This window comes from Pseudomonas sp. PsB, from assembly GCF_043658375.1.
GTDB lineage: Bacteria > Pseudomonadota > Gammaproteobacteria > Pseudomonadales > Pseudomonadaceae > Aquipseudomonas > Aquipseudomonas putida_Z.
Map to the genome: position 1 here is coordinate 70,204 of NZ_JBIGLU010000008.1, position 11,315 is coordinate 81,518.

Annotated in this window: 10 protein-coding genes; 3 read left to right on the forward strand and 7 right to left on the reverse strand. The window is 63.8% G+C overall.

From position 1 onward, the window contains the following. Positions 1 to 61: 61 nt before the first annotated feature. The 7 genes from ispC to rpsB all read right to left on the reverse strand — a co-directional run bounded on the left by ispC (position 62) and on the right by rpsB (position 6,100). Positions 62 to 1,252, reverse strand: coding sequence for a 1-deoxy-D-xylulose-5-phosphate reductoisomerase (gene ispC / locus ACGLHT_RS12755; RefSeq protein WP_274119681.1), 1,191 nt, complete (start codon positions 1,250 to 1,252; stop codon positions 62 to 64). Continuing rightward, positions 1,249 to 2,064 carry a phosphatidate cytidylyltransferase gene (locus ACGLHT_RS12760; protein WP_137163166.1) on the reverse strand — a complete coding sequence of 272 codons (816 nt, stop codon included), beginning with the start codon at positions 2,062 to 2,064 and terminating at the stop codon, positions 1,249 to 1,251. Before ACGLHT_RS12760 ends, ispC begins: the two co-directional genes overlap by 4 nt. Continuing rightward, complete coding sequence (gene uppS / locus ACGLHT_RS12765; protein WP_015269194.1) at positions 2,064 to 2,819, reverse strand: polyprenyl diphosphate synthase; 756 nt, start codon at positions 2,817 to 2,819, stop codon at positions 2,064 to 2,066. The genes ACGLHT_RS12760 and uppS overlap by 1 nt, the downstream gene beginning before the upstream one ends. Before the next feature lie 15 nt (positions 2,820 to 2,834). Further along, positions 2,835 to 3,392 carry a ribosome recycling factor gene (frr, locus tag ACGLHT_RS12770; protein WP_025337974.1) on the reverse strand — a complete coding sequence of 186 codons (558 nt, stop codon included), beginning with the start codon at positions 3,390 to 3,392 and terminating at the stop codon, positions 2,835 to 2,837. Then, entirely contained in the window at positions 3,389 to 4,132 is a 744-nt protein-coding gene (gene pyrH / locus ACGLHT_RS12775) for a UMP kinase (RefSeq protein WP_003252294.1), read from the reverse strand. Before pyrH ends, frr begins: the two co-directional genes overlap by 4 nt. A 180-nt stretch (positions 4,133 to 4,312) precedes the next feature. Next, positions 4,313 to 5,176, reverse strand: coding sequence for a translation elongation factor Ts (gene tsf, locus ACGLHT_RS12780; RefSeq protein ID WP_013971250.1), 864 nt, complete (start codon positions 5,174 to 5,176; stop codon positions 4,313 to 4,315). 186 nt (positions 5,177 to 5,362) lie between these two features. After that, positions 5,363 to 6,100, reverse strand: coding sequence for a 30S ribosomal protein S2 (rpsB, locus tag ACGLHT_RS12785; protein WP_003252287.1), 738 nt, complete (start codon positions 6,098 to 6,100; stop codon positions 5,363 to 5,365). 346 nt (positions 6,101 to 6,446) lie between these two features. Between rpsB and map the strand changes: the two genes are divergently transcribed. The 3 genes from map to dapC are packed head-to-tail and all read left to right on the forward strand — an operon-like array spanning position 6,447 to position 11,201. Next, positions 6,447 to 7,229, forward strand: a complete 783-nt coding sequence (gene map / locus ACGLHT_RS12790) for a type I methionyl aminopeptidase (protein ID WP_025337973.1) — start codon at positions 6,447 to 6,449, stop codon at positions 7,227 to 7,229. Between the two features lie 42 nt (positions 7,230 to 7,271). Then, positions 7,272 to 9,974: a [protein-PII] uridylyltransferase gene (locus ACGLHT_RS12795; protein WP_274119682.1), complete on the forward strand. Its 2,703-nt coding sequence runs from the start codon at positions 7,272 to 7,274 to the stop codon at positions 9,972 to 9,974. A 30-nt stretch (positions 9,975 to 10,004) separates the two neighbouring features. Continuing rightward, positions 10,005 to 11,201: a succinyldiaminopimelate transaminase gene (gene dapC / locus ACGLHT_RS12800; RefSeq protein ID WP_085618294.1), complete on the forward strand. Its 1,197-nt coding sequence runs from the start codon at positions 10,005 to 10,007 to the stop codon at positions 11,199 to 11,201. Positions 11,202 to 11,315 lie beyond the last annotated feature (114 nt).

The window sequence follows — 11,315 nt, forward strand, 5'->3', positions numbered from 1 at the left end:
GAATGATGTTCAGCGGGCTGGCATCATGCCCAGCCCCCTCGTGAACCGTGGCGGGCCTGCATCAGCGACCGTGACGCCTCAGCCACTCACGGGAAAGCTCCCGGGCACGCTGGTCGGCGGCGAACACCGCGTCCAGCGACGGCAGCGGTACGACGGGCTCCTGATCGAGCACCTGTTCGATCATACCCGCGATCTCCGGGAAGCGGATACGCCGCTGGAGAAATGCCTCGACCGCAACCTCGTTGGCCGCATTGAGCACGGCCGGTGCGCTGTTGCCGGCCTCGGCAGCCTGCCGCGCCAGGCGCAGGCAAGGGAAGCGCTGTTCGTCGGGCGCCTGGAAATCCAGACGGGCGATGGCGAACAGGTCCAGCGGTGCCACCCCGGAATCGATCCGCTCGGGCCAGGCCAGGGCGTTGGCGATAGGCGTACGCATATCCGGGTTACCCAGCTGCGCCAGCACCGAACCGTCGACATAATCCACCAGGGAGTGGATCACGCTCTGCGGGTGCACCACCACCTCGACCTTGGCCGGTGCGGCATCGAACAACCAGCAGGCCTCGATCAGCTCCAGCCCCTTGTTCATCATGCTCGCCGAATCCACGGAAATCTTGCGCCCCATGGACCAGTTGGGGTGCGCACAGGCCTGTTCCGGGGTGACATCCAGCAGCGCCTGGACGGGGGTCTCGCGGAACGGGCCACCGGAGGCGGTGAGCAGGATCCGGCGTACGCCGACGGCACTCAGGCCGCGCGCGTAGTCGCCGGGCATGCATTGGAAAATCGCATTGTGCTCGCTGTCGATCGGCAGCAGCACGGCGCCACTGCGCCGCACTGCCTCCATGAACAGCGCGCCGGACATCACCAGCGCCTCCTTGTTGGCCAGCAACACCTTCTTGCCCGCCTCGACCGCCGCCAGGGTGGGGCGCAGGCCGGCGGCGCCGACGATGGCCGCCATCACTGCGTCCACTTCCGACGCAGAAGCCACCTGGCACAGCCCGGCCTCGCCTTCCAGCACCTCGGTAGCGCAGCCCGCTGCTGCCAGGCTTTCGCGCAGTCGCGCGGCCGCCTCGGCGCTCGGCACCACAGCGAATGCCGGGCGATGACGCACGCACAGGGCCTGCAATTCGTCGATACGCGAATAGCCACTCAGGGCGAACACCTGGTAGCGGTCGGGATGGCGCGCGATGACATCCAGCGTGCTCAGGCCGATGGAGCCGGTGGCCCCGAGCACGGTAATACGCTGCGGACGACTCACATCACACCCCATTCGGCGGCCCACAGCAGCACGGCGAAAATCGGGATCGCCGCAGTCAGGCTGTCGATGCGGTCGAGCACCCCGCCATGGCCGGGCAACAGGTTGCTGCTGTCCTTGATGCCGGAACGGCGCTTGAACATGCTTTCGGTCAGGTCACCGACCACCGAAGACATGACCACCAGCGCGGCACCCAGCAGGCCCAGCAGGATCTGGCCGAAGCCCCAGTCGCGGCTGATACCGACCACCAGGGTGATCACCAGGCTGACCGCCAGGCCGCCATATACGCCTTCCCAGCTCTTGCCGGGGCTGACCTGAGGCGCCAGCTTGCGCTTGCCGAAGGCACGGCCGGAGAAGTACGCGCCAATATCGGCAGCCCACACCAACACCATGACCGACAGGATCAGCCAGTTACCCAGCGGCCAGTGCTTGAGCAGCACCAGCCCCTGCCAGGCAGGCAGCAATACCAGCAGGCCGATCAGCAACCGGCAGGCGGCACTGGCCCACAGCTCGCTGCTGCGCGGGTAGGTAAGCACCAGCCAGGTGGCCAACCCCCACCAGATCACCGCAGCGCCCAGCACCCAGGGTGCCAGCTCCGGAAGGATGTACAGCAACATCAGCGCTCCGGCGACGACCACGGCATAGGCGATGCGCAGCGGCTGGGCCATGAGCCCGGCCAGGCGCGCCCACTCCCAGGCGCCGAGGGTCACCACGAAGCCGATGAACAGGGCGAAATCCCCACCGTTGAGCAGGAAGAAGCCACCCAGCGCGATCGGCAGCAGGATCAGCGCGGTAATGATGCGTTGTTTAAGCATTAAGCACGAGCTCCAGCCTCGACCTGCTCGCTGGTCTTACCGAAGCGGCGCTGGCGCGAAGCGAAATCGGCCAGGGCGTTGCGCATGGCCTCGTGTTTGAAGTCCGGCCAGTAAAGGTCGGAGAAATACAGCTCGGCGTAGGCCAGCTGCCACAACAGGAAGTTGCTGATGCGGTGCTCGCCACCAGTGCGGATGCACAGGTCCGGCAGCGGCAGCTCGCCGGTTGCCAGGCAGGTCTGCAGCAGGCCCGGGGTGATGTCTTCCGGGCGCAGGTGCCCGGCTTGCACTTCCCGCGCCAGCCGTTGGGCGGCCTGGGCGATGTCCCACTGGCCACCGTAGTTGGCCGCGATCTGCAGGATGAAGCGGTTGTTGCCGGCGGTCAGCGCCTCGGCCTCGCGCATGGCGGCTTGCAGCTCGGGATGGAAACGCGAACGGTCACCGATGATACGCAGGCTGATGTTGTTCTCGTTGAGGCGCTTGGCCTCGCGGCGCAGGGCCGAGAAGAACAGCTCCATCAGCGCACCGACCTCTTCGGCGGGGCGCTGCCAGTTCTCACTGGAGAAGGCGAACAGGGTCAGCACCTCGACCCCGGACTCGGCACAGACTTCGATGACCGCGCGAACGGCGTCGACACCCGCCTTGTGCCCGGCAACGCCGGGCAACAGGCGCTTTTTCGCCCAGCGGTTGTTGCCATCCATGATGATCGCGACATGACGCGGCACCGAGGACGGCGCCGCTGGCTTGGTCTTTTCCATTAAAAAACCCCGGCCTTAGACGGCCATCAGGTCCTTTTCCTTGGCTTTGAAGGCGGCATCGACTTCGGCAACGTACTTGTCGGTCAGTTTCTGGATTTCGTCAGCGGCACGACGCTCTTCGTCTTCGCTGATTTCCTTGTCCTTGGTCAGCTTCTTCAGGTCGGCCAGGGCGTCACGGCGCACGTTGCGCACGGCTACCTTGGCATCCTCGGCAACGCCGCTGGCCTGCTTGGTGTAGCCCTTGCGGGTTTCCTCGGTCAGGGCCGGCATCGGCACGCGGATGGTGGTGCCGGCACTGGACGGGTTCAGGCCCAGGTCGGAGGTGAGGATGGCCTTCTCGATGGCGGCGCTGAGGTTCTTGTCGTGAGCGACGATCTTCAGGGTGCGGGCATCTTCGACGGTGATCGCGGCCACCTGGTTCAGCGGCATCTCGCTACCCCAGGCCGGGACCTTGACGCTGTCCAGGATGCTCGGGTGGGCGCGACCGGTGCGGATTGCCGCCAGGTTGCGGGCCAGGGCCTCGAGGGACTTGGTCATGCGCTCCTGCGCGTCTTTCTTGATGTCGTTGATCATGCTTGGCCTTCCTCGATCAGAGTACCTTCAGCGCCACCCACCACGATGTTCAGCAGGGCGCCAGGCTTGTTCATGTTGAATACCCGCAATGGCATCTTGTGGTCACGGCACAGGCAGATTGCGGTCAGGTCCATCACACCCAGCTTGCGATCCAGGACCTCGTCGTAGGTCAGGTGATCGAACTTCTCGGCATGCGGGTCCTTGAATGGATCGGCAGTGTACACACCATCGACCTTGGTCGCCTTCAGCACCACGTCGGCATCGATTTCGATGGCGCGCAGGCAGGCTGCGGAGTCGGTGGTGAAGAACGGGTTGCCGGTACCGGCGGAGAAAATTACCACATCCCCGGAGTTGAGGTGGCGAATAGCTTTGCGACGATCGTAATGATCGGTGACACCGACCATGGAAATGGCCGACATGACCAGGGCCGGGATGTTCGAGCGCTCCAGCGCGTCGCGCATGGCCAGGCCGTTCATCACGGTGGCCAGCATGCCCATGTGGTCACCGGTGACGCGGTCCATGCCGGCTGCGCTGAGCGCGGCGCCGCGGAACAGGTTGCCACCACCGATCACCAGGCCGACCTGGACACCGATCCCTACCAGCTGGCCAACTTCGAGGGCCATGCGATCCAGCACTTTCGGGTCGATCCCGAAGTCTTCCGAGCCCATCAGGGCCTCGCCGCTAAGTTTGAGCAAAATGCGTTTATAGCGAGGTTGGCGACCACTCACCTGCTGAGCCATTGCGAGTCTCTCCTGCGGCGTACTTTTAGAAAATTCGTGCGGGCTGTTTGCAGCCTGCTAACTGTAGCGTGGCACCGTTTTGGTGCCAGCGGCGGCAGGTTTTATAAACCCTTCGCCGTTTTGACAAAGAGGCTGCGCGCGTGAGCGGGCAGCCTCTTCGGGGCGACAGACGGGGCTGTCTTACTGCTTGGCAGCAGCTACCTGAGCGGCAACTTCAGCAGCGAAGTCGTCGACTGGCTTCTCGATGCCTTCGCCTACTTTGAAGTAGGTGAAGGAAACGATTTCAGCACCGGCTTTCTTGGCCAGCTCGCCAACCTTGACTTCCGGGTTCATGACGAAGGCTTGCTCGACCAGCGAGGCTTCGGCCAGGAACTTCGAGATACGACCTTTGATCATGTTCTCGACGATGTTTTCCGGCTTGCCGGCGATCTTGTCAGCGTTCAGCTGCAGGAAGACGCCCTTCTCGCGCTCGATGGCTTCGGCCGATACTTCCGACGGCAGCAGGAACTCAGGGTTCGAAGCTGCAACGTGCATGGCGATGTTCTTGGCCAGATCGACGTCGCCGCCTTTCAGGACAACGGCAGCGCCGATCTTGTTGCCGTGCAGGTAGGCACCGACAACGTCACCTTCAACGCGCACCAGGCGACGGATGTTGACGTTCTCGCCGCACTTGGCAACCAGGGCTTCACGAGCAGCTTCACGCGAGGCGATCAGCGGAGCAGCGTCGGTCAGCTTCTGGGCGAAGGCTTCTTCGATGCTGTCGGCAACGAAGTTCTTGAAGTCGTCTTGCAGGGCCAGGAAGTCGGTCTGCGAGTTCACTTCCAGCAGGACGGCGGATTTACCGTCGGTCTTGACGGCGATAGCGCCTTCAGCAGCGACGTTGCCAGCCTTTTTGGCGGCCTTGATGGCGCCCGAGGCACGCATGTCGTCAATGGCTTTTTCGATGTCGCCGCCGGCCTTTTCCAGGGCCTTCTTGCAATCCATCATGCCTTCGCCGGTACGCTCGCGCAGTTCTTTGACCAGCGCTGCAGTAATTGCTGCCATTTCAAAATCCTCTTGGAAAGTTTTTCAACCATTCCACCCGTTCGTCACGGGCGTTCAATTCTGCAAATCCGCTGTGTTTATCTCAGCGAGCCCATGATGCGGGGCCGATGCTGACAGCAGGATTTCAAGGTGGCAAAAAGGGGGCAGAGCCCCCTTTTTGCGTGCCAAGTCGACGCTAGCGTCTAATTACTCGGCAGCAGGTGCAGCCGCTTCTTCAGCGTAAACTTCGGTGCCGCCGGCAACGTTGTTACGGCCGCGGATGACTGCGTCAGCCATCGAAGTCATGTACAGCTCGATAGCGCGGATGGCGTCATCGTTACCTGGGATGATGTAGTCAACACCTTCCGGGCTGCTGTTGGTATCGACAACGCCGATAACCGGGATGCCCAGCTTGTTGGCTTCGGTGATCGCGATGCGCTCGTGATCAACGTCGATAACGAACAGAGCGTCTGGCAGACCGCCCATGTCCTTGATGCCGCCCAGGCTGCGATCCAGTTTTTCCAGGTCGCGGGAGCGCATCAGGGCTTCTTTCTTGGTCAGCTTGGCGAAAGTGCCGTCTTCGGCCTGGGTTTCCAGGTCGCGCAGACGCTTGATCGAAGCGCGGATGGTCTTGTAGTTGGTCAGCATGCCGCCCAACCAACGGTGGTCAACGTACGGCGAACCGCAACGAGCAGCTTGCTCGGCGACGATCTTGCCGGCGGAACGCTTGGTGCCGACGAACAGGATCTTGTTCTTGCCCTGGGCCAGGCGCTCTACGAACGACAGAGCGTCGTTGAACATTGGCAGGGTTTTTTCCAGGTTGACGATGTGGATCTTGTTACGCGCGCCGAAAATGTACTTGCCCATTTTCGGGTTCCAGTAACGGGTCTGGTGGCCGAAGTGCACACCGGCCTTCAGCATATCGCGCATGTTGACTTGGGACATGATAGTTCCTTGATAAGTCGGGTTGGGCCTCCACGTATCCCAATGACCAACCCGCGAATTCTGCAACTCGGGGCACCCAGGTCATCGTGTCGACACGTGTGTGGGTTAAGTGCTGACGGGGTCGTCCCCGAAAGCGGCGCATTTTATACCACAGACCGCGGCCGAACGGAACCCGGATACTGTTGCGTCCGTCAGCGGTTTTTGCAGCACCCCGGCTTTCGCGCCAGAATGCCAGCTGTAGACAGCAGCATGGCCGCCTTTATCCCGACCGATCGGCGCCCTGCTCTGCTAGAATCCGGCCTTTCCCGTTTGTTCGCGCCGCATGCGGCGCTGTAGAGAGCCTGTAATGACCGTCACCATCAAGACCGCAGAAGACATCGAGAAGATGCGCATCGCTGGCCGCCTGGCCGCCGACGTGCTGGAAATGATCGAGGAACACGTCAAGCCCGGTGTCACCACCGAAGAGCTGGACCGCCTGTGCCACGACTACATCGTCAACGTCCAGCAGGCCATCCCGGCACCGCTCAACTACAAGGGCTACCCGAAGTCGATCTGCACCTCGATCAACCATGTGGTCTGCCACGGCATCCCCAACGACAAGCCGCTCAAGGACGGTGACACGCTGAACATCGACGTCACCGTGATCAAGGACGGCTACCACGGCGACACCAGCCGCATGTTCCACGTCGGCACCGTGCCGGTATGGGCCGAGCGCCTGTCCAAGGTCACCCAGGAGTGCATGTACAAGGCCATCGAACTGGTCAAGCCGGGCTGCCGCCTGGGCGACATCGGCGAAGTGATCCAGAAGCACGCTGAAAAGAACGGCTTCTCGGTGGTGCGCGAGTTCTGCGGCCACGGCATCGGCAAGGTGTTCCACGAAGAGCCGCAGATCCTGCACTATGGCCGCGCCGGCACCGGCATGGAGCTGAAGGAAGGCATGACCTTCACCATCGAGCCGATGATCAACCAGGGCAAGGCCGACACCAAGGTGCTGGGCGACGGCTGGACCGCCATCACCAAGGACCGCAAGCTCTCGGCCCAGTGGGAACACACCCTGGTGGTGACCGCGACCGGCTACGAGATCTTCACCCTGCGCAAGGACGACACCATCCCGCGCACCTCGGCCTGACCTCACTCCCACAGGCCACCCCCACGACAGGAACGTGACGCGATGCCCCAGGTGGACCCCGAGCTGTTCGACCGCGGCCAGTTCCAGGCGGAACTGGCCCTCAAGGCGAGCCCCATCGCCGCCTTCAAGAAAGCCATCCGCCAGGCCGGCGAGGTGCTTGACAAGCGTTTCCGCAGTGGCAGCGAAATCCGCCCACTGATCGAGGCCCGTGCCTGGCTCGTCGACAACATCCTGCAACAGGCCTGGAACCAGTTCGACTGGGGCGACCAGAGCGGCATCGCCCTGGTCGCGGTGGGTGGCTACGGGCGCGGCGAGCTGCACCCGCATTCGGATATCGACCTGCTGATCCTGCTGGGTGCTGCCGAACACGAGCAGTACCGCGACGCCATCGAACGGTTTCTCACCCTGCTGTGGGACATCGGCCTGGAAGTGGGCCAGAGCGTGCGCACCGTCGACGAGTGCGCCGAGCAGGCCCGTGCCGACCTGACGGTCATCACCAACCTGATGGAAAGCCGCACCATTGCCGGCCCCGAGGCCCTGCGCCAGCGCATGCTGGAGGTGACCAGCACTGCGCACATGTGGCCGAGCAAGGACTTCTTCCTGGCCAAGCGAGCCGAACTCAAGGCCCGCCACCACAAGTACAACGACACCGAGTACAACCTCGAACCCAATGTGAAAGGTTCACCCGGCGGCCTGCGCGACATCCAGACAGTGCTGTGGGTGGCCCGCCGCCAGTACGGCACCCTCAACCTGCACGCGCTGGCCGGCGAAGGTTTCCTGCTGGAAAGCGAGAACGAGCTGCTGGCCTCGTCCCAGGACTTCCTGTGGAGGGTGCGCTACGCCTTGCACATGCTGGCCGGGCGCGCCGAGGACCGCCTGCTGTTCGACCACCAGCGCAGCATCGCCGCGCTGCTGGGCTACAGCGACGACAACCCCAAGCGGGCGATCGAGCAGTTCATGCAGCAGTACTACCGGGTGGTGATGAGCATCAGCCAGCTGTGCGACCTGATCATCCAGCACTTCGAGGAGGTCATCCTCGCCGATGACGACAGCGGCACCACCCAGCCGCTGAACGCGCGCTTCCGCCTGCATGACGGCTACATAGAAGCGGCCAGGCCGAACGTGTTCAAGCGCACGCCGTTCGCCATGCTGGAAATCTTCGTGCTGATGGCCCAGCACCCCGAGATCAAGGGCGTACGCGCCGATACCGTGCGGCTGCTGCGCGAGCACCGGCACCTGATCGACGATACCTTCCGCACCGATATCCGCAACACCAGCCTGTTCATCGAGCTGTTCAAATGCGAAATCGGCATCCACCGCAACCTGCGGCGGATGAACCGCTACGGCATCCTCGGCCGCTACCTGCCGGAGTTCGGCCTGATCGTCGGGCAGATGCAGCACGACCTGTTCCACATCTATACGGTCGATGCGCACACCCTCAACCTCATCAAGCACCTGCGCAAGCTGCAATACACGCCGGTGTCCGAGAAATTCCCGCTGGCCAGCAAGCTCATGGGCCGCCTGCCCAAGCCCGAGCTGATCTACCTGGCCGGTCTGTACCACGACATCGGCAAGGGCCGCCAGGGCGACCATTCCGAGCTGGGCGCCGTGGATGCGCAGAAGTTCTGCGAGCGCCACCAGTTGCCGGCCTGGGACAGCCGGCTGATCGTCTGGCTGGTGCAGAACCACCTGGTGATGTCGACCACCGCCCAGCGCAAGGACCTGTCCGACCCTCAGGTGATCAACGATTTTGCCCTGCACGTGGGCGACGAGACGCGCCTGGACTACCTGTACGTGCTGACCGTGGCCGATATCAACGCCACCAACCCCAGCCTGTGGAACTCGTGGCGGGCCAGCCTGCTGCGCCAGCTGTACACCGAGACCAAGCGCGCCCTGCGCCGTGGCCTGGAAAACCCGCTGGACCGCGAGGAGCAGATTCGCCAGACCCAATCGGCGGCGCTGGATATCCTGGTGCGCGAAGGCACCGACCCGGACGACGTCGAGCAGCTGTGGTCGCAGCTGGGCGATGACTACTTCCTCAAGCACACCGCCGCCGACGTGGCCTGGCACAGTGACGCGATCCTCCAGCAGCCGGCCGATGGCGGGCCGCTGGTGCTGATCAAGGAAACCACCCAGCGCGAGTTCGAGGGTGGCACGCAGATCTTCATCTATGCCCCCGACCAGCACGACTTTTTCGCCGTGACGGTGGCGGCCATGTCGCAGCTGAACCTGAACATTCATGACGCGCGGATCATCACCTCGAGCAGCCAGTTCACCCTCGACACCTACATCGTGCTGGACAACGACGGCGGCTCGATCGGCGACAACCCGCAGCGGGTCAAGCAGATTCGCGACGGCCTGACCGAAGCGCTGCGCAACCCCGAGGACTACCCGACCATCATCCAGCGCCGGGTACCGCGCCAGCTCAAGCACTTCGACTTCCCGCCACAGGTGACCATCCTCAACGATGCCCAGCGGCCGGTGACCATCCTCGAAATCACCGCGCCCGACCGCCCAGGCCTGCTGGCCCGGCTGGGGCGGATCTTCCTGGAGTTCGACCTGTCGCTGCAGAACGCCAAGATCGCCACCCTTGGCGAGCGGGTGGAAGACGTGTTCTTCATCACCGATGCCGACAACCAGCCGCTGTCCGACCCACAGCTGTGCAGCCGACTGCAGGAAGCCATCGTCCAGCAGCTGCAGGCCGGCCAGGCCAGCGATGCCAGCCCCACCCGCGTGACCTTTTAACGACTAGACGATTGACGAGACCTTGCGCCGATGAACCATGCCTTGACCCAGCTTCAGCCCTACCCGTTCGAAAAACTCCGCGCCCTGCTGGGCAGCGTTGCACCTGCGGCGGACAAGCGCGCCATCGCCCTGTCGATCGGTGAGCCGAAGCACGAATCGCCGGCGTTCGTCGCCCAGGCCATGGCCGACAACCTCGACAAGCTGGCGGTGTACCCGAGCACCATCGGCCTGCCCGCCCTGCGCCAGGCCATCGGCCAGTGGTGCGAGCGGCGCTTCGGCGTACCCGCCGGCTGGCTGGATGCCGACCGCCACATCCTGCCGGTCAACGGCACCCGTGAAGCGCTGTTCGCCTTCACCCAGGCCGTGGTCAACCGCGCCGATGACGGCCTGGTGGTCAGCCCCAACCCGTTCTACCAGATCTACGAAGGCGCAGCGCTGCTGGCCGGTGCCACCCCGCACTACCTGCCGTGCCTGGAAAGCAACGGTTTCAACCCCGACTTCGACGCCGTGCCGGCTGAAGTGTGGAAGCGTTGCCAGATCCTGTTCCTGTGCTCGCCGGGCAACCCCACCGGCGCACTGGTGCCGATGGACACCCTGAAGAAGCTGATTGCCCTGGCCGACGAGCACGACTTCGTGATTGCCGCCGACGAGTGCTACAGCGAGCTGTACTTCGACGAGGATGCCCCGCCACCAGGCCTGCTGACTGCATGTGCGGAACTGGGCCGCAGCGACTTCAAGCGCTGCGTGGTATTCCACAGCCTGTCCAAGCGCTCCAACCTGCCGGGCCTGCGCTCGGGCTTCGTCGCCGGTGACGCCGAGATCATCAAGCCGTTCCTGCTGTACCGTACCTACCACGGCTGCGCCATGCCGGTACAAACCCAGCTGGCCAGCATCGCTGCCTGGCAGGACGAGGCGCATGTGCGCGAGAACCGCGACCAGTACCGCGCCAAGTACGATGCCGTGCTGGATATCCTGCAGCCGGTGCTGGACGTGCAGCGCCCGGATGGCAGCTTCTACCTGTGGGCCAAGGTGCCCGGCGGCGATGCCGAGTTCACTCGCGACCTGTTCGAGGCCCAGCATGTGACGGTGGTGCCGGGGTCGTACCTGTCGCGCGAAGTGGATGGCGTGAACCCGGGCGCCGGGCGTGTGCGCATGGCACTGGTTGCACCGCTGGCCGAGTGCATCGAGGCGGCGGAGCGGATTCGCGAGTTCCTGCAGAACCGCTGATTCGACAGGGGCCGTACAACTCTCGAGTGTTGTGCAGTACCTGTAGGAGCGGGTTTACCCGCGAACACCGGCACAGCCGGTGCCATGCACCGCGTCGCCTGATTCGCGGGTAAA

Bases quoted from the DNA above. Each gene is read 5' to 3' on its own strand.
- ACGLHT_RS12760 (WP_137163166.1), bottom strand. From the start codon at position 2,064: ATGCTTAAACAACGCATCATTACCGCGCTGATCCTGCTGCCGATCGCG.
- rpsB (WP_003252287.1), bottom strand. From the start codon at position 6,100: ATGTCCCAAGTCAACATGCGCGATATGCTGAAGGCCGGTGTGCACTTC.
- pyrH (WP_003252294.1), bottom strand. From the start codon at position 4,132: ATGGCTCAGCAGGTGAGTGGTCGCCAACCTCGCTATAAACGCATTTTG.
- ACGLHT_RS12795 (WP_274119682.1), top strand. From the start codon at position 7,272: ATGCCCCAGGTGGACCCCGAGCTGTTCGACCGCGGCCAGTTCCAGGCG.
- map (WP_025337973.1), top strand. From the start codon at position 6,447: ATGACCGTCACCATCAAGACCGCAGAAGACATCGAGAAGATGCGCATC.
- frr (WP_025337974.1), bottom strand. From the start codon at position 3,392: ATGATCAACGACATCAAGAAAGACGCGCAGGAGCGCATGACCAAGTCC.
- tsf (WP_013971250.1), bottom strand. From the start codon at position 5,176: ATGGCAGCAATTACTGCAGCGCTGGTCAAAGAACTGCGCGAGCGTACC.
- dapC (WP_085618294.1), top strand. From the start codon at position 10,005: ATGAACCATGCCTTGACCCAGCTTCAGCCCTACCCGTTCGAAAAACTC.
- uppS (WP_015269194.1), bottom strand. From the start codon at position 2,819: ATGGAAAAGACCAAGCCAGCGGCGCCGTCCTCGGTGCCGCGTCATGTC.